The sequence below is a fragment of the Methanosarcina sp. genome, from assembly GCF_049706645.1.
Classification (GTDB): domain Archaea; phylum Halobacteriota; class Methanosarcinia; order Methanosarcinales; family Methanosarcinaceae; genus Methanosarcina.
Map to the genome: position 1 here is coordinate 1 of NZ_JBNAKP010000030.1, position 24064 is coordinate 24064.

Sequence of the window (24064 nt, forward strand, 5' to 3'; positions counted from 1 at the left end):
CCGCACCCAAGACCCAGATTCGCATCCGGAGCAGCTTTAAGATCATTTTCAGAATAGCCAATAGATTTTGACAGATCTGTCGCACTTGAATCTCCGCAACATCCACTAGAACAACAGGAGCCTCCTGTCATTGCAATTTCCCTATATTTCTTTTTGATTACTGCCTTCTTTTCATCTGCATCCATTATTTCACCTTCTTTTTTGCCGATAAGTTTCTCTTTATTCCCGGCTTCATCTTCGTCCGTGGAAAACGCTCCTGAGCCAGGGCTGTCACAGCAGCAGGGTTTTACTGCCCCTATTCCAAGGACAAGTAACATTTCCCTGGTACTTTCATCCCTTATACTGTAGATCACATTTCGACCCCTCTTTTCGTATTTTAAAATCCCGGAATCGGCTAGCACTTTCAGGTGCTTCGAAACCGTTGTCTGATCCTTCTCTGTAAGAGGAGTAAAATCACAGGCACAGTAGCTGTTCTCCAGCAAGTAAGAAAGGATAGTGAGCCTGGTTCCGTCTGCAAGCGCTTTAAAAAATTTAACTTTATTTTCAAGCATAATTATATGGATATATGCGCATATATCCATATAAAATTTGCGAAAACGACCGGGAAGAATGGAGGATAGTACTGAAATCAGAAGAGAGAGTAGAACAAAGGAACTGAGAAAATAAAATAAAGGAAATAGAAAGTAGAGCAGAATAAAGAAATCAAGAAAATGAAATAAAATGAAGTAGAATCAAAGAATCGAAAATGAAGAGACAACAAAAAGAAAAAATATTTAAAATGGAAGAAAAACAAAAAGATTCAATCAAGAACCCTTGTCAGAAATTTCTTTTTGCTATTCCCTAACCTCGAAAAATGTTCAGGACTTTTTCTCTTCCCCAAAAAGAGTTTTTCGTTCTTCTTCGTCATACTTATCGCAGCTTACGAGAGGTTTTTTTCCTGCCCTGGAGCTCTTTTTCCATCGAGTCTGGAGACTCGTTATCAGCTTTCTGCACCATAAGAACCCCTTTCTATAACTCCTTGAATCTTCCGGAGTTTTGATTCCTTCCAGCCAAAAATAAAAAGAAAAAAATAAAAAGTAATAGGATTATTTGCAGGTGTCAAGGAGCGATCTCTTCTTGCCACCCCGTGCTTCGGTGGGATGAATTGGATCGACGTCAGCTACTTCTTCCCCTTCTCTTTCCTCTAACTTCTCTCCCTTTGTACCTTCTCTTCTTTCCTCAGGCATTTGTTTAACCCCCATATATATAAATTCATTTGGTTGTGTTTTCCTCTTAATCCGCCTGCCGGAACAAGATTATCCAGCTATTTATAATAGAGTGGACGAGTTTCTCCTTCAGGCAAAGGTTTTAAGATTTCGAGTTCAAATACGGCCATAAAATTCGGCTATATATCTGGCTGTATTTAGGCTATATCTGGCTGCATTTAGGCTATATCTGGCTGCATTTAGATATCTAATTAGAGTTTATACTAGATTTGCTTTATCCCTTATCTCGCAATCCACCTCCTGATTGAACCTTTTCAGGGATTACCCCTTAATTTATTATACCCATTAGATTTATTAAATTTTTGCAACAATGGTCAAAAAGTTGAAGAATGCTCAGACTCTTTTAAATAAGAAGTATTGAAAGAGCTGGCATTTAGAATCCAACAAAAAATGATCCAGAAGGGCAAAATAATTAAAATTATTTGGGAGAATATATATCCCATTAATCAGTATAAGGAGAACGTCCAGGCGGAAAAGCTCGGGTGTGAAAAGAAATCCGTAAGGAGATCCGCCATCTCAAAATTTACCGTTCATTCGCTCAAAAAATTGCTTTTACTCAGGAAAATGTGATCCCATGGCATATAAAATACTGAAGAAGGAAGAAATCGCCCCATCGGTGCACAGGATGGTAATAGATGCCCCTGACGTGGCAAAGGCTGCGAAAGCCGGACAGTTCATAATTCTCAGAATTGATGAAAGGGGGGAAAGGATTCCCCTCACGATTGCCGATTTTGAAGAAGACAAGGGCACAGTAACTGTTATATTTCAGGAAATGGGCAAGACTACAAAACAGCTTGCAAAGCTTTCTGCAGGCGAGTCCCTGGAAGACTTTGTCGGACCCCTTGGCACCCCTGCCGATATCAGGAAGCTCGGCACTGTCATCCTTGTAGGAGGAGGCGTAGGGGTTGCCCCGATATATCCCCAGGCAAAGGCTTATACCAGAGCGGGCAACAGGGTAATTTCCATTATAGGAGCCCGGAATAAAGATCTTCTTATCCTTGAAGACGAAATGAAGAATGCCAGCTCCGAACTGTATATCGCAACCGACGACGGCTCAAAAGGGCACCACGGGTTTGTGACAGATATCATGAAAAGGATTCTGGATAGCGGCGACGAGGTTGCAAGAGTTGTGATCATCGGCCCCCCAATCATGATGAAAGTAGGAGCTGGAGTAGCTTCTCCTTACGATGTTGAAATCCTGGTCAGCCTTAACTCCATTATGGTGGACGGAACAGGTATGTGCGGCGGCTGCAGGGTTACGGTCGACGGAAAAACAAGGTTTACCTGCGTTGACGGGCCTGAGTTTGATGCACGGAAGGTCGATTTCGTAGAACTCATGAACAGGCTTGCAATGTATCGCGGCGAAGAGGCAAAAGCCGTAGAAAAGTATGAAGAGGAATGCAGGTGCGGACTGCACTGATAAGGAGGGGATGAAAAATGCAAGAATTACATGGAGAAGAGGCCGCAAAAGTGAAGAAAGAAAGGACCCCGATGCCAGAACAGCCTGCCGAGGAACGCAGAAAGAACTTTAATGAGGTAGCTCTCGGCTACACTAAAGAAGACGCTCTTGCAGAGGCCTCCCGCTGTCTCTCCTGCAAAGAACCCAAATGTGTAGAAGGCTGCCCTGTGAATGTGGATATTCCGGGCTTTATCAAGCTGATTTGTGAAGAAGATTTCTCAGGGGCAATCGAGAAGATTAAAGGTACAAATACCCTTCCTGCTATCTGTGGCCGTGTCTGCCCCCAGGAAACTCAGTGCGAAGCTCTCTGCGTACTCGGAAAGAAAGGACAGCCAGTCGCTATTGGAAGACTCGAACGTTTCTGCGCCGACTACGAACGCCAGCAGGGAGTGAAGGCTCCTGAAGTTCCGGAGCTTACAGGCAAGAAAGTAGCCGTTGTCGGCTCAGGCCCTGCAGGGCTTACTGCCGCAGCAGACCTCGCAAAGCTAGGTCACAAAGTAACAATTTTTGAATCCCTGCACAAAGCCGGTGGTGTGTTGAGTTACGGCATTCCTGAGTTCAGGCTGCCAAAAGAAATTGTGCGGCAGGAAGTCGAGTACATCAAGAAGCTTGGAGTCGAGTTCAGGCCCAACTATATAATCGGCAGGATCAAGACCCTGGACGAGCTGTGTGACGAATTCGATGCGGTTTTCCTGGGCACGGGCGCAGGCCTCCCGAGCTTTATGGGAATTCCGGGAGAAAACTTCAACGGCGTATATTCCGCAAACGAATTCCTGACCCGCGTAAACCTCATGAAAGCCTATGATGCTGAGTACGATACAGAAGTCAGGCTCGGGAAACATGTAGTAGTGGTCGGAGGAGGAAATGTGGCAATGGACGCCGCCCGCTCAGCTCTCCGCCTGGGTGCTGAAGAAGTCAGCATAGTCTACCGTCGCGGGGAAGACGAGATGCCAGCCCGCAGGGAAGAAATCGAGCATGCTAAAGAAGAAGGCATAACCTTCAGGCTCCTTACGAACCCTGTCCGTATCCTTGGCGACGAAAAGTTCAATGTTACGGCAATCGAATGCATTAAAATGGAACTCGGCGAACCTGACAAATCCGGCAGAAGAAGCCCTGTCCCTGTAGAAGGCTCGGAATTCACAATCCCTGCCGATGTTGTAGTAATCGCAATCGGCACCTCCCCGAACCCCATAATCTTCAAAGGCTCAGAGGGTCTTGATCAGAACAAAAGGGGCACTGTAGTTGCAGATGAAGAAACCGGCGCAACCTCGAAGTGCGGAGTCTTTGCCGGCGGAGACGTTGTCACAGGCGCGGCAACCGTAATCAGCGCAATGGGTGCAGGCAAGAAAGCCGCAAAAGCAATTGACGAGTATTTGAAAGAAAAGTGAAACCAGAGAAATCTGGTTTCTTTTTTAATTAAAAAAGCTATGATTATTCTTTCTGTATATTCTATTTTTTAAGCCCAGATCCATATGGAAATTCCAACTGTACTGTGTGTTTCAGATTATCGTTCTTTTTAACTCGTAAAATCTCTCTATTATTTCTTTTGTTGTTCTGGAAAGTTTAATTTCCGAATTCGGAGAATAATAATCCAAGTATTTTACCTCGTTGAGTGGTCGCGCAATACCGCTTGCATTTATCAAACATACGGTGTGGTAGTCTTTAAAGTATATACCTGAGTATGCTCTTTGCAAATGCCCTACATGCCGGAAAAGAAGTCTGACATTAGTTACAATTAATCCCGTTTCCTCTTTCAGTTCTCTAACAGCCGCTTGAGTTATTGATTCTCCTTTATTCGTCCCTCCACCGGGGAGAACATACAGTCCTCTCCTACCAGCAACCACCAGTATGCCCCTGGGAGTTTCAATAATCGCAGTGCTTCGTCTTCGTTTCTTTGTCTTTAGCATGTAGTCACTTTTCAACAGCCTGTCTTATTCAAAAGATAAGTAATAGAGCTTCAGAGGTTTGGGAATTTAGATTAATAAAAATCGTAAGAAATCATAGAAATACTTGTTGTTATTTCGAAACTTTTTCTAGAAATCGTGCAATCTATAGAGCAGGTGAGACTCATCAAAATTAATAAGAATTTTCCAGTACCACTTTCAAATGTATAATTAATCGATGCTAAATTAGAAAAAAGAGCTTGAGAAATTTACCTGAGGTATACTTTTCCATCCATAAGCCGGCACAACCTCCAAGTGTAGAGTCTTTGCAGGCGGAGACGTGGTTACAGGCGCAGCAACCGTGATTAGCGCAATGGGCGCAGGTAAGAAGGCTGCAAAAGCAATTGACGAGTATTTGAAAGAGAAATGAAACCAGAATATTCTGGTTTCTTTTTTAAGTTTGAAAAACCATTAAATCATATTTTCATATACTTTTCGAGTGAGTAAAAACGCTAACCGGAGAGATAAAAAAGTGTCCCTATGTGTATCTCATACTTTTTTTACTTTTGATAGTGGTTACAAGCAGAGAAGCCTATATTCCTATAAGCTCGGGAATGATCGAGTTTAGAGAAGTTACAGTGCAAAAATATCGAATAAAATTGAACAGTTGCCCTGGTTTTCGGAATAAAGCCAGATAACGTAATAAAATTCTTATTCTAAGTCTCCGTCTCAGAATAAACTCTGCAGATTTCCGATTGAATATCTTGATTTTCAATATCAAGGTCGCCAATCAAAATTACAACAAATAATAAGTTGCATAGGTTATTTCGTTGCAGGTACTAAGTTTTAAACTCAAAGATATGATTCTTTTAACTCGGTTATTCCATATAACACTGGAATTTTGAAGCCAGATGTTGTAGTCAGTTTTACGGTAACATGGTGAGAACAACTCAAGCACCCTTTGAGACTCATTATGAAAATGAGTCTCAAAGGGTGCTTTGTTTACTCTTATGGTTCTTGTTAGGCAAATACTCATGTTTTTTGAAATCATAACCTTTGTGGCAATCTTCACACCAATAAGCATCTGGATTAGGTTCCTTATTATTCTCGACACAATATTTACAAGCTTCTCCGTCATTACATGTAAAAGTAGGACCATACTCTGGACACATTATAGGGTGAACAATAATGTGAGATTGGCAAAAATAACATTTTTCATTTTCGTAAAATTCTAACATTTCATTTTCCTTAGTTGTAATTATTTATCCCTCGTGTCAATGTTTATTATCTAATAATCTTCTATGTTTTTATGGTCAGCTGTATAAAAAATATATCATTTTTTCAACATATTGGGACAAGTTGGTTTGCTGGCTGCCTCCTTAAATGCAGTCGTTTACAGGGAAATGGAGATCAGAAGAAATATCGTCGTGAGTATCTTTCGGAACCTGCATATTTTACATCGACATAAGTAACATCGCTATAGGTCTTATCATTGATTATCTCTAATATATATACAGGATAACCATAGTATCGTAACTTGGTTGGACAATCATCATCGATCCATTTTTTTCTGCCATGTTCTACCCAATAAATTGGTTTGAAATAAAAACCATAGCTGTTATTCGACTTTAATGTCTCTTCAAGTAATTCACATATTATTTTCTTTTGAGGCTGTGTAAAGGCAGGACTTGCCAACAACTCATTACAAAATGTTATGAAATCATCTACATTTATGGTTGTTCGCTCGTACATGATAGCACCACTCAATATAAAAATTAACATAGTATACGAGTTTCAAGCATATAACGTAAACGGTTCTGTTGCAAAAATAATTTTTCTGTAAATAATCAAATTGATTCAGGAAATAATCAAATTGAGTCAATTAATCATTTTTGAATATTGTTTAATATCATAAGATTCATTTCTGAATCATGCCAACTAAAAAAAATACAGGTATGGATGCCTGTATCAATTTGGATTCAAATTGAATCATTTGGATTCAAAAGTCAAAACGAAGCCGTAAACATAGCCTTTGAAAAACTTATTGAGATTCAAGACAATAATCAAGTTGAATCAAAAGAGAATCAAACTGATTCAAAAAATAATCAACTTGAATCAAACATGATTAATGAGTTACAGGCGCGACTTTAAGAGAAGGATACACAAATAGAAGAGGCACAAAGGCAGATAAGCAGCATGGAGGAAAGCTTAAGAAAGCTCCGGACCTTTCGGAGTTCTACCGCCTCCAGGCCAGATCTGAAGAGTTAGAAAAACACAATTCTACTTTAAAGGCAGAAATTGAGAAGGCTAGCCAGAGAGAAGAAAACCTGAGGACCATGCACAATAATTACATGCTGCAGGTTCAGAGCTTGATTAATCAGAAGGCCATTGAAGCCCCTAGGGATAAAAAGCCATGGTGGAAGTTCTGGTAATATTACTCGTATTCACTGAACATTTATAATAAGGTATCTAACGAACAACGTCTTTCTGAGAAAATTTAGATATAAGTAACTCCTTTTTCTTTGTATGCCAAAAAAATGAAACGTACAGAGATTCTTGAACTATGCGCTTCAAACCCTGAAGCTATTGTATCCTACATAGAAAGTATGGAACCTCGATATATATTGGGTTTTGATCTCTTTCCCGATTCCCCAAAAAGACCCGACCGCTCGTTGAACTTTTATAAACGAACTCAGAGGTTTGAAATTGTTGGCAGGACTTATAACGACTATAAAGGCAGCGATCCGCTTTGGCCTCTTAATGCATATGCACATGGATATTTAAGTGCAGCTCAAAAATTAGTAAAGACTTTGAAAAGAGAAATAATCGTTACTGATAAAGAAGATATTCATACGCTTGGTTATCCAATCTTTTTTTTGTTTGAGCATTATCTAGAATTAAAGATGAAAGAAATTATCCATAAAAATGGATATCTAATTTCTCTAGACAAATATAAAGACAAGAAAGGTCACGCTGTGACGAGTAGTCACAATTTGACTAATTTATGGGCTGCGTGTGAAGAAATTTTAAACAAAATAGAACAGGAGGCAGGAGTTTCAGATTTGAGTGAAGATACTCAAATGGAGTTTAAAACGAATCGTGAAACAATAAGTTATTTCATAAAATTAATTGCACAGGATGAAATGGAACAGGCATTTCGTTATCCTGAGAATAACAAGAATAAGCCATTTTTGGTTGATACCCCACACATGATCCTTAATGTTTCAGTTCTTTCAGATGTTATGGATTGGCTTTCTTATATGCTTGATAGAATCTCCACTGGACTCGATGAATATCGGAATGCAGTTGGTGGATATATGGCAGAAGTACCCAGGGGATGAATACTTTCTGATAATAGCTTATTTTCTAGCTTATTTTCAGAAAATCTAACTGCCGACACAATTTTTGACTATATTCCCTGACCTAAAAAGCCTAAAAACATTATTATTCAAATAGCAATATATTAATAAAAGACATTAATCCGCGCTACCTTCCAAACAATAACGCCTGTAGAGGATCACAACTTTCGTATGTTTGTGAGCTTGCCTGTAGGCTTCAATCTCTTCCTCGGTAGGACTTTTTCTCTTGTTCCCATAATAAGCAATGGAAGTATAGTTCCTGTCCTTTTTTTATGAAGGGATCTCCAGCTAACAATACACTTGTTTTCAGAAAAGTACTGTGTTCATGCTATAATATGACTGGAATTGAGGGCATGATAGCAGGATTCCCTGCAAAATATAGTTATTTACAGAGAAAATTACTGCATTTTTGAATTTTTCCTGGAGTCCTTCTCATTACATTTTTTGTGTTTCCATTAACAGTAAAAACGCCTCTCATTCTAAGCCGCTTTGAGACATTTTTAAAATAAGATGTAAAAGGACATATTCTAAAAGACAAACAGTGAACCTGAGAATACGCCCATATTTTGACCTGTGAGTTCAACAAGTTGAAAGTGTGCCAGGTTAACTAAGAAAATAATAGTAACTATACACTGGATAGTTACTAATTTACTTCCGTTTCTGGATAAAACGTTCCAGCGTCCCAAATTTCAGAAATTCTGAAATGCATCAGAAATTAATTAGAGATTTTCCAGCACTACTTTCAGAAGTATAATTAAAGCCAGAATTAAAATAAAAGTCCACACAAGCGGCAAAACAATCCGCAGCAAAAAATACAGTATTATTGCTATGAGAATTAACTGAACTAAAGATATCCTTCTTCCAGCACGCAGAAAGCGACGATTTAATCCTCTAGCCATTATATAAGCACCTTTGAAACTGATATCCTGTTTTATTATAAAACTGATGTATTGTTTTTTATATTTCATTTCAGACTTTATAAATTTTGTCCAAAAAACAATAAAAACAAAGCCAGACTTAAAACTAGCTATTAAAATTAAACAGGTCTGCTGGGAATCGAACCCAGGTTCGGAGCTCCGGAGGCTCCAGTGATATCCGCTACACTACAGACCTTCATTGTGAGAAAGTTCGAATCTGTGAAAAATTCGAATAGGTTAACTGGCAGACAAAACTGTAATCAGTCAACTGGCTGTTTATAGTGCTAAATAGCTTATAAATTTATCCCCAATAATGGAATAATTATCCTCAGACAGACCATGAAAACAAATTTTGAGACGGTTAAGCCGAACATTTCCGGATTCTGCGTAATAAACTTTCAGCCTTTCAGATTAAAGCAGTAGAGTTTATTTTTTCCGTTTTTTACAGTTTTTACGGCAGGACAATAATTATTCTTCCCATTTATGCCCGTAATTATCATCAAATACGATTTCGGAAAGAGATTTGCGTGTTGAGGTTCTCTCCTTTGGAACCGGCTCTCCGATTGCAAGAACTGCCATCAGCTCAAGCTTTGAAGGACAGTCAAGAATTGAGTTGACTTTCTCGTTCTGGTTCAGGATTTCTCCAAGCCAGACACCCCCAAGGCCAAGCTCGCAGGAGGCAAGGAGCATGTTCTGGACTGCGGCCCCTATTGCCTGGACATCTTTCGTCCTGTTGTATGAATGCTCGGTATCCAGAAAAGCGGCAATAAGCAGAGGAGCCCCTGCAACTATGCCGGAATAATGCGTACATTCCGAGAGCTTATGGATAGTCTCCCGGTTCCGAATAACGATAAAGCGCCAGGGCTGGTTATTCAATCCGGAAGGAGCCCAGTGGCCTGCATTAAGGATTGTGTTGATATCTTCCTTGCTGACGGGTTTGTCCGTAAACTCCCGGACGCTCCGCCTGTTAAGGATAGTGTCAATGACTTTGTTTTCTCCTGTTACTGGCATTATTTCCCTCCGGATTAAATTTTCTACTTCCAGATTAATGAATTTTCTGTCTATAGGCTGTCAATTGCAGAAAAATCAGTCGTCATCAATCTTTTTGTTGAGCCAGGGGATATTTGCACGGATTTGCTTTCCGACGACTTCGAGCTGGTGTTCCTTTTCCTGGCGTTCCATTGCTTTGAGTACAGGGTGGTTGACCATGCCTTCGAGCACGAATTCCTTGGCAAATTCGCCGTTCTGAATTCTTGCCAGGGCTTCATACATGGCTTCGCGGGACTCCTCGTTAATAATCCTGGGGCCGACGGTCATGCCTCCGTATTCTGCGGTGTTGGAAACGGAATGCCACATTCTCTCAAGCCCGCCTTCATAGATGAGGTCCACAATGAGCTTGACTTCGTGACAGGTTTCGAAATAGGCCATCTCGGGCTGGTATCCTGCCTCCACAAGCACTTCAAAAGCGGTCTTGATCAGAGATGAGATTCCTCCGCAGAGGTCAACCTGTTCTCCGAAAAGGTCGGTTTCGGTTTCCTCACGGAAGGTGGTTTCATAAACGCCTGCCCTTGTTGCACCGATCCCTTTGGCGTAAGAAAGAGCAATTTCCCTGGCATTTCCGGTTGCGTCCTGATACACTGCAATCAGGCCCGGCACGCCGATACCCTCGGTATAGGTTCTTCTTACAATATGGCCAGGGCCTTTGGGGGCTACCATGAAAACGTCAACGTTTTTCGGGGGGACGATCTGGTTATAGTGGATATTGAAGCCGTGTGCGAAAGCGATAGCATCACCGGCTTTCAGATTTGGCTCGATTTCAGAGTAGTAGACCGATGCCTGTTTTTCGTCAGGAAGGAGGATCATGATAACATCTGCAGCCTTTGCAGCTTCTGTCACAGACAGGACTTTAAGGCCGTCACCCTCGGCTTTTGCCCAGCTTGGACTGCCGTTTCTGAGCCCAACAACAACATTAAGCCCTGACTCGTGGAGGTTCCGGGCGTGAGCGTGGCCCTGGCTTCCATAGCCCATTATTGCGATAGTCTTGTCCTTAAGTGCATCAAAAGTAGTCTCGTTATCATAAATTATCGTTGCCATACTTGATTCTCCAGATGAATTATTCAGTTTTTGAGCAAAGCTCCTCATTTTTTTCCGGGAAGTGTCCTGTTATGAAATCCATTCACTTCCCTGAGAATTAAGTTGCTTTAAGTCGATTCTCAAAAAGTTGCTTTCTTCGGAGAGGGGCAGCTTTTTGAAGTTTCAGGAGATGCCTGAAAACTCAGGCTCTCCATTAAGGAAACTTCAAGGGTTTTAAAACGCTCCCGGCTGCCCCAATCTGTGAAAAATAATTAAACAGCTACCTTTCTTTACCTGCCCTTAATATTTAAACCTTCTTTGGACCGCGAACCAGGGCAATCTTGCCAGTCCGGGCCATTTCCTTAATCCCGAACTGCCTGAGGAGTTTTTCGATTGCCTGAATTTTGGCTTCATCCCCGGTTACTTCGACAGTCATGGATTTTGGAGCCACGTCCACTATCCTCGCCCTGAAGATATCCGCAATCTGGATGATTTCGGCTCTGGTACTCACATCGGCTGCTACCTTAATCAGGGCAAGTTCCCTTTCTACGGCTTCATCGCCTCCGATGTCCGAAACTTTAATCACATCCACGAGCTTGTTAAGCTGTTTTGTAACCTGTTCGAGCACATGGTCGTCTCCGTGAACCACAATAGTCATCCTGGAGATCTCGGGGTCTTCGGTAACTCCCACAGCCAGGCTGTCGATATTGTATCCGCGCCTTGAGAAGAGTGAAGCCACCCTGAAGAGAACTCCTGACTTATTTTCCACAAGGACTGCAAGCGTGTGTTTCATCAGTGTTCCTCCAGGTCAAGAACCCTATCAGCTGTTGCAGCACGCAGGTCAGGCATGGCACACGGAGTGTCTGCATGTCCCTCCGGGTCGAGGATCTCATTGATTGCAGCTCCTGCCGGCACCATAGGATAGACATTTGCTTCACACTCAACAATAACTTCAACAACAGCAGGCCTGCCCGAATTGACAGCTTCTTCAATTGCAGGCCTTACCTCGGACGGCTTTTCCGCACGCAGTCCAAGAGCTCCGTAAGCTTCGGCAAGCTTCACGAAATCGACACTACCCTTGATAAAGGTGTGGGAATACCGCCTGTCGTAGAACAGTTCCTGCCACTGCCTGACCATGCCCAGATAACCGTTATTCAGGATCACGGAAACAACTGGAATATCGTTCTGGACTGCAGTTGCAAGCTCCTGAGAGTTCATCTGGAAAGAGCCGTCGCCTGCAATGTTGATAACAGTTTTATCCGGCCTGCCGACTTTTGCTCCTATAGCTGCAGGGAAACCATAGCCCATTGTGCCAAGCCCGCCTGACGTGATGAAAGTGCGGGGCTTTTTATACTTGAAGAACTGAGCAGCCCACATCTGATGCTGCCCGACTTCGGTAACTATAATCGCGTCCCTGCAAGCCTCGGAGATTTGCTCGATAACAAACTGAGGCATTATAACATCAGGTGAAACCTGTCTATAGCTAAGGGGATACTCTTTTTTCCAGTGGTCTATTTTCTCAATCCAAGCCTCGGAATTACAGCACCGGATATATTTATTCAGGGATTTGAGTATCTGTTTTGCATCCCCGACAATAGGAACCTGAACCTTTACGTTCTTGGAGATTTCTGCAGGGTCGACATCAATATGAATAACCCTGGCATTGGGAGCAAAAGATTCTAGTTTGCCGGTCACACGGTCATCGAACCTTGCACCCACAGCGATAATAAGATCGGATTCCTGGACAGCATAGTTTGCATATTTGGTCCCGTGCATTCCCAGCATCCCGACATACAGGGGGTGTTCTGTCGGAATTGAGCCTATACCCATAAGGGTGGTCGTAACCGGAGCATTGATTGTCTCGGCCAGTTCCACGAGCTCAGCGCTGGCATTAGAACTTATCACTCCGCCACCGGCGTAAATTATAGGCATACAGGAATTTGCAATTTCTTCGGCAGCTCGTTTGATCTGCTGGATATTGCCTTTATAAGTTGGCTTATACCCTCTAAGTTCAACTTTATCAGGATAATAAAAGTCAATCTCCGCGTTCTGTACGTCCTTTGGAAGGTCAATTAATACCGGGCCAGGCCTTCCGGTAGAAGCGATATGGAAGGCTTCTTTTACAATTCTCGGGAGTTCGTTTGCATCCTGTACGAGATAGTTGTGCTTGGTAATGGGCTGGGTAATTCCCGTAATGTCGGCTTCCTGGAAAGCATCGTTACCTATCATGAAAGTGGGGACCTGACCTGTTAAAGCTACAATGGGCACTGAGTCCATATATGCGGTAGCAATACCTGTTACCAGGTTAGTTGCTCCGGGACCTGAGGTGGAAACGCAGACCCCGGTCTTTCCAGTAGCACGGGCATACCCGTCCGCAGCATGCGCTGCTGCCTGTTCATGGCGCACAAGTATATGGCGTAGATTTGAATCATAAAGTTCGTTGTAGAAGGGAATGATCTGCCCTCCCGGATATCCGAAGATGGTGTCAACCCCTTCTTCTTCCAGGCACTTTATCAAAGCCCTTGCGCCATTAACTTTTTCTGTTGACCCGGTTGTCATTATTTAACTCCTATTTATCTGATTGAAACGTAGATTTAACTGGATACTCACCTGAAGTGAGTACGCTTCCAGTAAGAGTGTGTTTATCAGAAATACTTATCTCTGATAAGCTCTCGTTATGAATTTTGCAAATACATCATTATCGATCATGTTATATATGGATAAAGGTTTCTCCTGACTCCAGAAATGCCAGCGGCATGCTATTTCAAAATTTCTACAGCAGGAAAAAGAGAGAGGACAGAAAAGCCCTCCTGAGAAATTTTTAAAATTCATCCTTTCTGGAATCACTCGACCCGGATAAGGCGGTTCATTCCGTTCATCACGGCTTCTACGGAAGCCATAATAATGTCGGTCCTGGCTCCGCTTGCAGTAACCACCTTTCCGTCCTTGGAAAGTTTTACCCTTACTTCAACAAGGGCATCGGTTCCTCCAGTGATCGAGTCTACGTGATATTCTTCAAGGACGATATCTTCCGCACAGGAACTTACAGCTCTCCGGATGGCATTGATTACGGCATCTACAGGCCCGTTTCCGATTCCTGCCTGTATTATATATTTGTCTTTTACATTGAGCTTTATCGATGCTGTCGGAGTCACCCGGTTTCCGGATACAATGGTAAACTCTTCCAGTCTTACCAGGGGTTCTTTGTAGATATCAAGTACGGTTTCCGCGATGGTCTGCAGGTCAGCATCAGTTACGTGTTTTCCCTGGTCACCCATCTGCTTTACTCTGTTGAAAATCTCCTCGGTCTGGACATCATCAGCCTCAAGCCCCATTTCTTTTAAGGCAAGGGTGACCGAGCTCCGCCCTGCATGTTTTCCGAGCACGATCTGGCGCTGCCGTCCGATATATTCGGGACTCATCGGCTCGTAAGTCGCCTTATCGGCCAGAAGACCATGAACGTGGATCCCTGCTTCGTGAGTGAACGCATTTCCACCCACAAGAGCTTTATTGGGCGATACTGGAATGCCTGTAAGCCGGCTTACAAGCCTTGAAGTCCGGTAAATCATCTCATGTTTGATACCCGTATCATACTTATAGAGCCATTCCAAACTCATGACTACTTCTTCAAGAGATGCATTTCCGGCTCTTTCTCCTAACCCGTTTATAGTTACATGGGCCTGTTTTGCCCCCGCCGCAAGGGCAGCAACCGTGTTTGCAGTTGCAAGACCGAAATCATTGTGGCAGTGAATGCTGATAGGGGCTTTCAGGGAGGAAGATAGGTCCCGGAAGAGTTCGGTAGTTCTTTCAGGCACCAGAAGGCCTACAGTATCGCAGAAGCATAAACGGTCAGCGCCTGCAGCTATTCCGTCAGCGTAAATAGCCTTTAGAAATTCAGGGTCTGCGCGCGAAGCATCTTCTCCGCTTAATTCCACGATCAGGCCGTGATCCTTGGCATACTCCGTTACTTCAGCTGCGATCTGCCGTACTGCATCCCGATCCTTTTTAAGTTTCGTCCTTATATGAAGGTCCGAAACAGGTGCTACAAGGTGAATAGAGTCAACGTCACACTCAAGGGCATGGTCGACATCGGCTTTTACAATCCTGCAGTAACTGCAAATTTCAGCATTAAGCCCTGCGTTTGCAACAGCCTTGATAGACTCTCTCTCACCTTCGGAAGTGATTGCAGAACCTGCCTCAATTACCGAGACTCCCATCTCATCAAGAGCTCGAGCAATTAAGAGCTTCTTATCCCTTGTCAGGGCAACGCCGGGTGTTTGTTCACCGTCTCTCAAAGTAGTGTCCAGAAAGCGGATGTTTTCGAATAATATAATCCCTCAGTCTTTGTTTTATTAATGATAGATTCCTCTGGCAATACAGGGAATAATATTCAAAATAATATACTTACTATTTTATAATATTAGGTCCTATTTTGCAACTTCAATTTATTATACAAATTACATATATTTTTCTCAGGAACCCGGCATTTTCAGGAAGATCTCCGGATTTATGCCGTGGCTCTTGAAACTCTTCTTCAATAGGTAGACCATAGTATTTTTAGTTTCCAGTTAACAATATATCCGATTTTTTAAAAAATAAGAAAAATATCTGTTTCAGGCCACTACATCCAGAAAAATTTGGAAGCTGGAAAAAATGACAGAAGTAAGAAAAGTGAGAAAAAAGAAAAATGAGAAGTAAGAAAAATGAGGAACACAGTAGAAAAAGGGAAAAAAGAATAAAAGTCAAAGAAAAAGGTAAAGGAAAATCAGAGAAAAAGATAAAGAAAAAAAATGGAACCGCAGGAGTTTTCCTGCAGATTTGTGGGAGTAGAATTTATGCCACTCATGAGTAAAATTACTTATTAAAGTTGCCTTAGAAGGACTTTAAAAATATCTGCCCACGTTATCTATTGCTTTTACAATTAGGGAAACACACGCTTCAATATCGGCCGTATCCAGTACCTCAACTGGGGAATGGATGTAGCGGGTGGCTATGCTGACCGTACCTGTAGGAATACCTTCTTTTGTGAGGTGTATTGAGGTAGCATCGGTTGTGCCTCCTGACCCGACACCCAGCTGGTAGGGGATCTTATTTTCAGCAGCAGTTTCTTTAAGCCACTTAAGAATTTGCGGATGAACTAAAAGACCTCTTCCGGACGCATCAGCTACGGTGATTACAGGGCCTTTTCCAAGTTCAAGGGAAGACTCGGTTTTACTGATGCCGGGATGGTCACCAGGAATTGTCGTGTCAAGGGCAAGTGCAATATTCGGACAAACTCCAAAAGCACAGGTTTTTGCGCCCTTCAGCCCTACCTCTTCCTGGACAGTACCTACGGCATAAATATTTGCTTCAATTTTATGTTTGGAAAGCCGCTTCATAACTTCAATAAGAATCACGAGACCTGCACGATCGTCAAAGGCCTTGGAACTTACCTTTCCGTTTGCCAGGGATACAAACTCCCGGTCGAGTGAGGCTGTCGTGCCTATCTCGATTCCCAGGTTCTCAGCGTCCTCCCTGTCTTTTGCCCCGATATCGACGAACATATCTTCCAGCTTCACAGGCTTTTTCCTGTCTTCCTCTTTCATTACATGAGGGGGCTTGGACCCGATAACTCCGGGAATCGAACCCTTTTTACCGTGTACTATAACTCTCTGGTTAAGAAGGGTCTGGTCAAACCATCCTCCAATCCCGACAAACCTGAGAAAGCCGTTTTCATCGATATACCTGACCATAAGCCCTATTTCGTCCATATGGGCAGCCAGCATTATAGAAGGACCGTCTCCCTTTTTGACAGCTATAAGGTTTCCCATACAGTCTCTTCTCATAGTGTCAACATAGGGTTCAAGCTCCTTTTCAAGGAGTTCCCGGATATCATGTTCAAAGCCTGAAATTCCGTGAGCATTTGTGAATTTTTCAAGTAGAGATTTTATTTCTCTAAGGTTTCCACTTTTTTCCATTTTCGGATATCTCCTGCATATCAGTTAATTTAGAATTCAAATTGATTTCAATGAAGCTAAATCGATCTTACTGAGACAAAACGTAATTTAATAGGGTTAATTATAATTATCCATTTATGATTGTCCCTTGTTAGACGATTTTTTGTTAAATGATTTTTTGTTAAACGATTTTTTTATGATCATTTTTGATAAATGACTTTTTTATAATTATTCCTCGCCAGGTAATTTTTATCAAATTCTCGGGTTAAGGATTGGTAGGTCATTTCCCATCTCAGAGCAGGTAATTTCCATCCCAGAGCAGGTAATTTCCATCCCAGAGCAGGCCATTTCCATTCCATATTAATAATTATTATACTGTCCATATATCAAGATTAACCTGTCGTTTAAGTTTCTGGCAGAGAGATCCCCAGATAAATTTTAAGTGGCGATGGGGGATTTTCCGAATGCTGCAAGGACAGAAACATTAAAATCCCTTCAGGTTTATTGAGGACTCAGGTGAAAATTACATGACTGCAGAATTACCCCCTCAAGTTCAGAACCAGATAGCACAGCTTCAGCAGATACAGCAGCAGATTCAGGCTATGGCAATGCAAAAATCGCAGATTGAAGCTATGCAAAAAGAATCAAAAATGGCTCTTGACGAGCTAGAAAGGCTCACTGACGATGCAGTAGTCTATCGTAGCGTAGGGGAGCTGGTAATTAAAACGAGCAAAGGAGAGTCGATTACAAAACTGAAAGACAGGGAAGAAACTCTCTCACTCAGGCTTCAGTCTATTTCCAGGCAGGAAGAAAGGCTCACATCTCGCTTCAAACAGCTTCAGGAGCAGATCCAGCAGGCATTGGGCTCCAGGGCGGAATAATCTTATTTTTTATTCCCGTATGTGGAATAGGAAATAAAGTATAGCTTTGCTAAAATTCACATCGAAATCATGCCGATATCCCGAAATTCTCGTATACAGGGAGATCGATGCCTGTAAAAACGATAGCCAGAGTGGACAATGGAAGTTGATGAAGCGGAGTTTTTCAACCGGCTCCTTGACTATCGAAACATTTTGTATTTGTGCCACCGGAATGCGGATCCGGATGCGATTAGCAGTGCTTTTGCCCTTTCAGAAGCTATAGGAGGTACTGTCGGGCTCGTGGACGGCTGTAACCGTGTAGCCTCTGTGCTTATAGAAAGACTCAGGATTGAAGTCGTTGATAAACCAAATCCGGCTGATTACGGTTTTGTAGTTGTGGTTGATACTTCGACAAAAGCGCAGTTAAATGATCTGGAGCTTACCAGGTATTGCGTGATTGATCATCATACAACCACGGCTCTGACAGAAAATGCCGAGTTTTACCTGCACAGAAACAGTACCTCTACTGTAGAAATAGTCTACAATATCCTGAAAGCAATGGGAGCACCGATTAACCGACGGGTGGGGATCGGGATGCTCACAGGGATAGTAACGGATACCGGGCATTTCAAACATGCATCTGCAGATACGTTCCGGACAGTATCAAAAATTATAGATGACAGTGGCGTTGAATACGGGGAAGTGCTGGACCTTATGGCTGCTACCCCACAGGATATTTCCATGCGCATAGCTATCCTGAAAGCCGCAAGCCGCATTGAACTCGATAGAGTACAGGATATGTTGATTGCGTCTTCCCATGTAAGCTCCTTCGGAGGTTCTGCATCCTCCATGCTCATTAATATCGGGGCAGATATTGCTTTTGTTGGCACCTCCAAAGGTGAGAGCGTCAGAATTAGTGCAAGAGCGAAACGCGATGCTGTAAATGCCGGAGTTAATCTTGGCCAGCTAATGGAAGATATAAGTAACGAATATAATGGCACAGGCGGCGGACATTCCGGAGCTGCGGGAATCGATGTGATCGCTGATCTGAAAGAGGTTCTGAATAAATGCAGGGAAAGGACAAAGAAGATTCTTGAAGCCTCTCTTGGAGGAACTTCAAAAGAGATATCTTGTGAGGATGAAGCCGAAGAGCTTGAAGATGAGTGATTTTCTTGAAAAAAAGGAATTCCACACTTAAGAATATACTTCAAAAACCTCATACTTCAGAATATAACTTAAATTTCAGTCTGCTTTTATAATATCGGAATCTAAATTTTATAATCTACCGGCTATGAGTAAATTACCGGATTATTTCAAAACCCGTAGCAGATCTGCCTGGCGAATTTTTCCCTTTGTGCAGCCAGCTTTCAGGTTTACTTAAAAATCTTTTTTTCAACCTAACAGCTAATATTTATATGAGAATCCAGCTTAATCTTCATATTAGTCCAGCTTAATCTTCATATTATATTTGCCGGAAGTATATATCCGCTGGAGATATTGAAACTTCGGGATGAGAAGGCAAGATTAAAGAGAGAAATAAAGAGTGAATCGAGACTGGAGCATGGCCTTAAAGAGGCATGAAATGAGATATATACGCAAAAAATAAGCTAGAGATTATCGGGCCTGACATTGAGAGCCCGGATTATAAGATATACAGAGTGTGAAAAAATGCCAGAATACTGGGATCCTGAGATAGAGACTATGCCTGTAGAAGATTTAAAAAAGCTACAGGAAGAAAAGTTGAAACAACTTGTACATTATGTGTATGAGCGCTCCCCTTTCTATAGAAAAAGGTTTGACGAACACGGTGTTAAGCCGGAGGACATCCAAACTCTTGAAGATGTCAGGAAGTTACCTTTTACAGTTAAGCAGGATCTCAGAGATACCTATCCGACAGGTATGTTTTGCGTCCCGAATACAGATCTCGCCCGCTTCCATGCCTCCTCAGGCACAACAGGCAAGCCTACCGTAGTAGGATATACCCAGAAGGACATCGATGAATGGGCTGAATCTCTTGCAAGAGGATTTACTTCTGTCGGAATGGGGGAAAATGATATTCTTCAGGTAAGTTACGGGTACGGGCTTTTTACAGGTGGGCTCGGTGCCCATTACGGAAGCGAAAAGCTGGGTGCAACCGTACTCCCCACAAGTTCCGGAAATACCGAACGCCAGCTTGAGCTCATGAAAGACCTTGATGTCACTGCTATAGCCTGCACGCCTTCTTACTTCCTTTATATGATCGAGACTGCAAGAAAATTAGGCATCAGTTTCAGGGACGAAACGAAATTAAAAATTGGATTCTTCGGGGCTGAACCCTGGTCCGAGGAACTCAAAAAACGTATAGAAGCCGAATCAGGAATAAAAGCGTATGATATTTACGGGACCTCGGAAATGAGCGGTCCTCTTTTCACCGAATGCTCGGCTCAGTGCGGAATTCATATCTGGGCAGACAAATTCCTTGTCGAGATTCTTGACCCGGAGACAGGGGAACCTGTCCCTGACGGAGAGAGCGGAGAACTCGTAATTACGACCCTTACTAAAGAAGCTCTTCCTCTAATTCGCTACAGGGTAAAGGACCTTACAAGAAAGCTTTCGGAACCCTGTCCGTGCGGAAGAACCCACCCAAGGATTACGCGCATCAGCGGTCGTTCGGATGACATGATTATCGTGCGCGGCATCAATGTGTTCCCAGGACAGGTTGAATCGGTCCTTATGAAGATTCCTGAAGTCGGTAACCATTTCATGATTATTGTAGACAGGATCGGGCCGCTTGACTCCATGAAAATCCAGATTGAAATGCATGAGTCTGCCTTCAGTGACAAGATGTCAGACATGATGGCCCTTAAAAGGAAGATTTCAGGTGCGCTGAAAAGCGTACTGAACCTTGCAGTCGAGGTGGAACTGGTGGAACACGGCTCTCTGCCCCGCTCGGAAGGAAAATCAAAAAAAGTTATCGATAAGCGAAAGGTTTGAAAACTTTGAAGATGGAAACAAAATCTGCAGAATGTCATTGTCCTGCAGGTTTTCCTTTTTTGGCTCTGGGGTCTCGAAATTTTCATACAAGGCGAAGCCAAACATAAAATAGGATTACCAGATGTAAAATAAATTAACTAATTATAAGCTTAAAAACTGCATGTAAGCTTAAAATATGCATAGAACTTATATTATACTCTGGTAAAAAGATTAAAAAAGGAAGAAAGAGAGTAGTAACAAGCAATATAAGGACATGGGTGCTGGAATGGAAGATAAAATTATAAAGCAGATTTCCCTTTTTGCGGAAAATAAGCCTGGCAGACTTGCAAACGTCGCAAATAAACTGAAGAGCGCCGGGATAAATATCAGGGCATTTACCATTGCTGAGTCAGGAGACTTCGGAATAATCCGCATGGTTGTGGATAGGTCCGACTATGCACACAGTGTACTCCACGATGCAGGGTTTACCGTTTCCGAAACCAGTGTGCTTGGGATCGAAATGGAGGATGTTCCTGGCAGCATGTCCCGTATTGCCGAAGTATTCGGAAAAACCGGAATCAACATTGATTATGCATATGCTTTTGTCACCAGGGATCAGAAAGCCCTTTTGATAGTCAGGGTTAACGACATTGAAAAGGCAATCAAAACGCTCGAAGAAGAGAATATAAAGCTCATAGGCATGAAAGAGCTTGAAAAGATCTGATTTTAGGGAAAACCCGGGTTTTCCGGAAAAAAAGATAATTTTAGGGAAAAAATAATGGAACGTCCAGAATCCAGAATGTTTGCGTTTTCGGATTCTGGAACGGCTTCTTTTTACAGCTTCTGGCTTCAGGGCGAAAACTTAATAAGAGATTTTATAGCCTGAAAGACTTCTTTGAGATTCTAACCGGGAAAATAGATATACATGATAAATATAAAAAAGAATAAATAAGAGAAGGAAAAAGTTGCCAGGAGAACAGGTTACCGGTTTGACTATAATGACGGAAAATAATAATAACTTACAGGAACACGCACAAAACTCCTCAAAAACTAAGCTTGGTGGAGTCCATACGACAATTATCGGGGGAAGGGCTGGTAAAAAGCTTGTAAAACTTGTAAGCCAGCACCCGGAGGTAAAAAAGGTAATCCCGTCCGTAATTTCCGTAAAAGGCATTGCAGGAGGAAATCTGACAGGGAAGGTGCTGCGTGCGGATGCGAGAGGGAACGTGAGGCTATTGCTCTCTGAAGGCAGGAGTTTCCAGGAAGTAAGACTGATAACAACAGTTGGAACCGCTGAAGAGGGAGACAGGATTATGAATGAACTGAACGAAATTTTAAGAGCTGCCCTCTGAGGCGTTAAAGGAGAGACAAATAATTGGCGTTTATAGGGATTGATCATGGCACAACTGCAATGCGTTTTGCTCTGATAGAAGGGGAAAAGACCCTGACCTTTGAGCTTGGGAGGGCTGAGGCAGCTGCCATGTCCGAAAATGCGATTCTGACTTCGCTTGAGGAAAATTTTGGAATCCGGCGTGAAACAATCGACCTGATTGCGCTGACGTACTCGATGGGAGACGGTTTTTCCGCAATTAAGGATGTGAGGAGCCTGGAAGGAAGGGGGCTCAAGAGCATTGAAGGAGCTGGAAAAAAGACAGGAGGAGGCACAAGAGTTTTTGATGCCATCAGGAACTCAGAAATTTCGGCGATAGCAATCCCTGGCCTTCATACTGAGAGCAAGGTGGATCCCAGAATGAAAGTATTTTCCCATCTTACAAGCCCTGAGAAGCTGGGGATTGCTTACCATATCCTGTGCCTTGGCTATAAGAATTTCGTGGTTTCCGATATAAGTTCAAATACTGTTACTCTTGCCGTTGCCGATGGGAAGGTAATTGGTGCAATCGATGCCTGCATATTTGCCCCGGGCGTTCACCATGGCCCTCTTGACCTGCAGGCTATCCGGGATGTGGACAATGGGCACTGCACTGCGAATCAGGCTTTTATAGAGGCAGGGACTCTGAAAATGACCCCATATAAAGATAGGGAAGAACTACTCAGTGCAGCCGGAAAAGAAGAAAGTCCTGCCCTCCTTGCTCTTGATACTATAGCACTGTTTGCGGCTATGGAAATCGCCTCAATGAAGCTCCTTCTTAAGGACTATGAGACAACCGGAGAGATTTTTCTTGCGGGGTCCGTAGGCGAATTCGAATATGTGCAGAAGAAAATCCGTTTACACCTGGGGCAGGAATGCCAGTGTCTCGGAAAGTGGCATGCTGCAATAGGCTGTGCCGAGATAGCACGGGATGTTTTTGCCGGAGAAAAAGAGATCCTCGGCGTAGACGTTAACTATCCTTGAAAAAAGTGGGAAAGGGATATCATAAAAGGACAGGTTTAAATCAGGTTTTTTCTACACAGGTCTTTTCTACAGACTCTTCATATATGCTGTCCTGATATTCCGCTGCATCAATTTTTCCTTCACCTGAGCCCATTCCATCGGTCTCATCATAACTGCTCATTCTGTCTTTTTTCATAAGAATAACATAGTCCGCAGAATTCTTGAGCGCTGTGGAAAAACCGGGTTCAACCCCGAAAATAATAGTCTCTTTGCCATGTTCGTTTGCCTTGTTCAACAGTGGCTTGAAGTCCGCATCCCTGGTCACGATCGCCAGGGTGTCAATGTTAGGGTTATATACTAGCTCCATGCCCTCTACTGCAAGGCGCACATCAACATCGCTAGAACAAATTATAGGTTCAAGCCCATGATTTTCGATAGCTTCCACAAGCTTGTCAGAGGCGTACTGGTTAAGGAAAACACGCCCGATTTTGATATTTCCATAGTCTTTCAGGACGTCCCTTATCTCCTCGAGATTTACATCAAATTCTTTTCTGAGGATATTCGGACCATCCACTAGAAGTCCTATTTTCCGCCTGCCAACTTCTTTTTTCGAGCGGAGGTATTTTGAGATGGAATCAATTCCGCTTTTTACAGGTTTCATTATCAATGTCCTCTGTGATCTTGCAGTTCACGGAACCTGTACTCTTATGTGTTTGCGCCAGACCGTACAGCACCAACCCTGGGGGGAAGCTATACTTCCAGCAGCCCTCCAATCTGCTGTTGCAGAGTTTATGCTTCAGCCGTCAGCTTTTGAGGTTTAAAGTTCCGAATTTCTAAGATTTAAATCTTAATACCGCAATTTGCATACAATCCGATTATACATAATATCTGCTTTTCTGTAGTAAAACATTTGCATATTAAGGCGATCAAAATTTGTAATTTTGTCCTTCTGTAAATTAATGGATTGAAAAACCGGAGATTTTTCCTGCAAAAAAACGGAAGGAAAATCCGTCAAGGCAAAAATTCCG

24 protein-coding genes and 1 tRNA gene are annotated in these 24064 nt (G+C 42.7%); 12 read left to right on the forward strand and 13 right to left on the reverse strand.

Translation table 11 applies throughout. The annotated features are described in order from the left end of the window. Both ACPK8D_RS11580 and ACPK8D_RS11585 read right to left on the reverse strand, forming a co-directional pair. A partial coding sequence (locus ACPK8D_RS11580; protein ID WP_424718012.1) for a metalloregulator ArsR/SmtB family transcription factor occupies nucleotides 1-551 on the reverse strand: 551 nt, incomplete at its 3' end. Nucleotides 552-1085: 534 nt separating this feature from the next. Then, a complete protein-coding gene (locus ACPK8D_RS11585; protein ID WP_424718013.1) occupies nucleotides 1086-1241 on the reverse strand; it encodes a hypothetical protein in 156 nt (51 codons plus the stop codon). A 598-nt stretch (nucleotides 1242-1839) separates the two neighbouring features. On the opposite strand from ACPK8D_RS11585, the gene ACPK8D_RS11590 reads away from it, so the two are divergent. Both ACPK8D_RS11590 and gltA read left to right on the forward strand, forming a co-directional pair. Next, complete coding sequence (locus tag ACPK8D_RS11590; protein ID WP_424718014.1) at nucleotides 1840-2685, forward strand: sulfide/dihydroorotate dehydrogenase-like FAD/NAD-binding protein; 846 nt, start codon at nucleotides 1840-1842, stop codon at nucleotides 2683-2685. 17 nt (nucleotides 2686-2702) lie between these two features. Further along, nucleotides 2703-4112, forward strand: coding sequence for an NADPH-dependent glutamate synthase (gene gltA / locus ACPK8D_RS11595; RefSeq protein WP_424718015.1), 1410 nt, complete (start codon nucleotides 2703-2705; stop codon nucleotides 4110-4112). A 111-nt stretch (nucleotides 4113-4223) separates the two neighbouring features. Here gltA and ACPK8D_RS11600 read toward each other — a convergent pair whose 3' ends face one another. Then, a complete protein-coding gene (locus ACPK8D_RS11600; RefSeq protein WP_424718016.1) occupies nucleotides 4224-4646 on the reverse strand; it encodes an NUDIX domain-containing protein in 423 nt (140 codons plus the stop codon). Between the two features lie 1371 nt (nucleotides 4647-6017). After that, a complete protein-coding gene (locus ACPK8D_RS11605; RefSeq protein ID WP_424718017.1) occupies nucleotides 6018-6359 on the reverse strand; it encodes a hypothetical protein in 342 nt (113 codons plus the stop codon). A gap of 207 nt (nucleotides 6360-6566) precedes the next feature. Here ACPK8D_RS11605 and ACPK8D_RS11610 point away from each other — a divergent pair, with 207 nt between their 5' ends. Continuing rightward, entirely contained in the window at nucleotides 6567-6758 is a 192-nt protein-coding gene (locus ACPK8D_RS11610; protein ID WP_424718018.1) for a hypothetical protein, read from the forward strand. Nucleotides 6759-7144: 386 nt separating this feature from the next. After that, nucleotides 7145-7948, forward strand: coding sequence for a hypothetical protein (locus ACPK8D_RS11615; RefSeq protein ID WP_424718019.1), 804 nt, complete (start codon nucleotides 7145-7147; stop codon nucleotides 7946-7948). Between the two features lie 1059 nt (nucleotides 7949-9007). Here the strand turns inward: ACPK8D_RS11615 and ACPK8D_RS11620 are convergent. From ACPK8D_RS11620 to ACPK8D_RS11645, 6 genes are all read right to left on the reverse strand, one after another. Beyond that, nucleotides 9008-9079: transfer RNA gene (locus ACPK8D_RS11620), tRNA-Arg, on the reverse strand. A 272-nt stretch (nucleotides 9080-9351) separates the two neighbouring features. Beyond that, the gene (locus tag ACPK8D_RS11625) at nucleotides 9352-9894 is read right to left on the reverse strand and encodes a nitroreductase family protein (protein WP_424718020.1); all 543 of its coding nucleotides are present in this window, start codon (nucleotides 9892-9894) and stop codon (nucleotides 9352-9354) included. Between the two features lie 75 nt (nucleotides 9895-9969). After that, a complete protein-coding gene (ilvC, locus tag ACPK8D_RS11630) occupies nucleotides 9970-10977 on the reverse strand; it encodes a ketol-acid reductoisomerase (RefSeq protein ID WP_424718021.1) in 1008 nt (335 codons plus the stop codon). A 286-nt stretch (nucleotides 10978-11263) separates the two neighbouring features. Further along, the gene (ilvN, locus tag ACPK8D_RS11635) at nucleotides 11264-11749 is read right to left on the reverse strand and encodes an acetolactate synthase small subunit (RefSeq protein WP_424718022.1); all 486 of its coding nucleotides are present in this window, start codon (nucleotides 11747-11749) and stop codon (nucleotides 11264-11266) included. Next, nucleotides 11749-13515, reverse strand: coding sequence for an acetolactate synthase large subunit (locus ACPK8D_RS11640; RefSeq protein ID WP_424718023.1), 1767 nt, complete (start codon nucleotides 13513-13515; stop codon nucleotides 11749-11751). Before ACPK8D_RS11640 ends, ilvN begins: the two co-directional genes overlap by 1 nt. Before the next feature lie 284 nt (nucleotides 13516-13799). Next, entirely contained in the window at nucleotides 13800-15290 is a 1491-nt protein-coding gene (locus ACPK8D_RS11645; RefSeq protein WP_424718038.1) for a (R)-citramalate synthase, read from the reverse strand. A gap of 353 nt (nucleotides 15291-15643) precedes the next feature. Here ACPK8D_RS11645 and ACPK8D_RS11650 point away from each other — a divergent pair, with 353 nt between their 5' ends. Next, the gene (locus ACPK8D_RS11650) at nucleotides 15644-15808 is read left to right on the forward strand and encodes a hypothetical protein (protein WP_424718024.1); all 165 of its coding nucleotides are present in this window, start codon (nucleotides 15644-15646) and stop codon (nucleotides 15806-15808) included. Between the two features lie 31 nt (nucleotides 15809-15839). Here ACPK8D_RS11650 and ACPK8D_RS11655 read toward each other — a convergent pair whose 3' ends face one another. Both ACPK8D_RS11655 and ACPK8D_RS11660 read right to left on the reverse strand, forming a co-directional pair. Next, on the reverse strand, nucleotides 15840-16913 hold the full coding sequence (locus ACPK8D_RS11655) for a M42 family metallopeptidase (protein ID WP_424718025.1): 1074 nt from the start codon (nucleotides 16911-16913) through the stop codon (nucleotides 15840-15842). Between the two features lie 179 nt (nucleotides 16914-17092). Further along, nucleotides 17093-17275: a hypothetical protein gene (locus ACPK8D_RS11660; RefSeq protein WP_424718026.1), complete on the reverse strand. Its 183-nt coding sequence runs from the start codon at nucleotides 17273-17275 to the stop codon at nucleotides 17093-17095. 144 nt (nucleotides 17276-17419) lie between these two features. Here ACPK8D_RS11660 and ACPK8D_RS11665 point away from each other — a divergent pair, with 144 nt between their 5' ends. The 6 genes from ACPK8D_RS11665 to ACPK8D_RS11690 all read left to right on the forward strand — a co-directional run bounded on the left by ACPK8D_RS11665 (nucleotide 17420) and on the right by ACPK8D_RS11690 (nucleotide 23057). After that, nucleotides 17420-17773 (forward strand): prefoldin subunit beta, encoded by a 354-nt coding sequence (locus ACPK8D_RS11665; RefSeq protein ID WP_424718027.1) that lies wholly within the window; start codon nucleotides 17420-17422, stop codon nucleotides 17771-17773. A gap of 138 nt (nucleotides 17774-17911) precedes the next feature. Then, entirely contained in the window at nucleotides 17912-18919 is a 1008-nt protein-coding gene (locus ACPK8D_RS11670) for a DHH family phosphoesterase (RefSeq protein ID WP_424718028.1), read from the forward strand. A 501-nt stretch (nucleotides 18920-19420) separates the two neighbouring features. Then, nucleotides 19421-20725 (forward strand): phenylacetate--CoA ligase family protein, encoded by a 1305-nt coding sequence (locus ACPK8D_RS11675; RefSeq protein WP_424718029.1) that lies wholly within the window; start codon nucleotides 19421-19423, stop codon nucleotides 20723-20725. Nucleotides 20726-20990: 265 nt separating this feature from the next. Next, nucleotides 20991-21428: an ACT domain-containing protein gene (locus ACPK8D_RS11680; protein ID WP_424718030.1), complete on the forward strand. Its 438-nt coding sequence runs from the start codon at nucleotides 20991-20993 to the stop codon at nucleotides 21426-21428. Between the two features lie 274 nt (nucleotides 21429-21702). Next, a complete protein-coding gene (locus ACPK8D_RS11685) occupies nucleotides 21703-22056 on the forward strand; it encodes a DUF2103 domain-containing protein (RefSeq protein WP_424718039.1) in 354 nt (117 codons plus the stop codon). 23 nt (nucleotides 22057-22079) lie between these two features. Further along, nucleotides 22080-23057, forward strand: coding sequence for a methanogenesis marker 12 protein (locus tag ACPK8D_RS11690; protein WP_424718031.1), 978 nt, complete (start codon nucleotides 22080-22082; stop codon nucleotides 23055-23057). Between the two features lie 40 nt (nucleotides 23058-23097). Here the strand turns inward: ACPK8D_RS11690 and ACPK8D_RS11695 are convergent, their stop codons facing one another. Continuing rightward, a complete protein-coding gene (locus tag ACPK8D_RS11695; RefSeq protein ID WP_424718032.1) occupies nucleotides 23098-23697 on the reverse strand; it encodes a TIGR00288 family NYN domain-containing protein in 600 nt (199 codons plus the stop codon). On the opposite strand from ACPK8D_RS11695, the gene ACPK8D_RS11700 reads away from it, so the two are divergent. Beyond that, on the forward strand, nucleotides 23666-23857 hold the full coding sequence (locus tag ACPK8D_RS11700; protein ID WP_424718033.1) for a hypothetical protein: 192 nt from the start codon (nucleotides 23666-23668) through the stop codon (nucleotides 23855-23857). The genes ACPK8D_RS11695 and ACPK8D_RS11700 overlap by 32 nt on opposite strands. Nucleotides 23858-24064 lie beyond the last annotated feature (207 nt).

Coding starts and splice junctions, on each gene's coding strand:
- ACPK8D_RS11655 (WP_424718025.1), bottom strand. CDS start 16,913: ATGGAAAAAAGTGGAAACCTTAGAGAAATAAAATCTCTACTTGAAAAA.
- ACPK8D_RS11670 (WP_424718028.1), top strand. CDS start 17,912: ATGGAAGTTGATGAAGCGGAGTTTTTCAACCGGCTCCTTGACTATCGA.
- ACPK8D_RS11700 (WP_424718033.1), top strand. CDS start 23,666: ATGGAATCAATTCCGCTTTTTACAGGTTTCATTATCAATGTCCTCTGT.
- gltA (WP_424718015.1), top strand. CDS start 2,703: ATGCAAGAATTACATGGAGAAGAGGCCGCAAAAGTGAAGAAAGAAAGG.
- ACPK8D_RS11585 (WP_424718013.1), bottom strand. CDS start 1,241: ATGGGGGTTAAACAAATGCCTGAGGAAAGAAGAGAAGGTACAAAGGGA.
- ACPK8D_RS11665 (WP_424718027.1), top strand. CDS start 17,420: ATGACTGCAGAATTACCCCCTCAAGTTCAGAACCAGATAGCACAGCTT.
- ACPK8D_RS11660 (WP_424718026.1), bottom strand. CDS start 17,275: ATGGACAGTATAATAATTATTAATATGGAATGGAAATGGCCTGCTCTG.
- ilvC (WP_424718021.1), bottom strand. CDS start 10,977: ATGGCAACGATAATTTATGATAACGAGACTACTTTTGATGCACTTAAG.
- ACPK8D_RS11605 (WP_424718017.1), bottom strand. CDS start 6,359: ATGTACGAGCGAACAACCATAAATGTAGATGATTTCATAACATTTTGT.
- ACPK8D_RS11615 (WP_424718019.1), top strand. CDS start 7,145: ATGAAACGTACAGAGATTCTTGAACTATGCGCTTCAAACCCTGAAGCT.
- ACPK8D_RS11640 (WP_424718023.1), bottom strand. CDS start 13,515: ATGACAACCGGGTCAACAGAAAAAGTTAATGGCGCAAGGGCTTTGATA.
- ACPK8D_RS11625 (WP_424718020.1), bottom strand. CDS start 9,894: ATGCCAGTAACAGGAGAAAACAAAGTCATTGACACTATCCTTAACAGG.
- ACPK8D_RS11680 (WP_424718030.1), top strand. CDS start 20,991: ATGGAAGATAAAATTATAAAGCAGATTTCCCTTTTTGCGGAAAATAAG.
- ACPK8D_RS11685 (WP_424718039.1), top strand. CDS start 21,703: ATGACGGAAAATAATAATAACTTACAGGAACACGCACAAAACTCCTCA.
- ACPK8D_RS11610 (WP_424718018.1), top strand. CDS start 6,567: ATGCCTGTATCAATTTGGATTCAAATTGAATCATTTGGATTCAAAAGT.
- ACPK8D_RS11695 (WP_424718032.1), bottom strand. CDS start 23,697: ATGAAACCTGTAAAAAGCGGAATTGATTCCATCTCAAAATACCTCCGC.
- ACPK8D_RS11650 (WP_424718024.1), top strand. CDS start 15,644: ATGAGAAGTAAGAAAAATGAGGAACACAGTAGAAAAAGGGAAAAAAGA.
- ACPK8D_RS11590 (WP_424718014.1), top strand. CDS start 1,840: ATGGCATATAAAATACTGAAGAAGGAAGAAATCGCCCCATCGGTGCAC.
- ilvN (WP_424718022.1), bottom strand. CDS start 11,749: ATGAAACACACGCTTGCAGTCCTTGTGGAAAATAAGTCAGGAGTTCTC.
- ACPK8D_RS11675 (WP_424718029.1), top strand. CDS start 19,421: ATGCCAGAATACTGGGATCCTGAGATAGAGACTATGCCTGTAGAAGAT.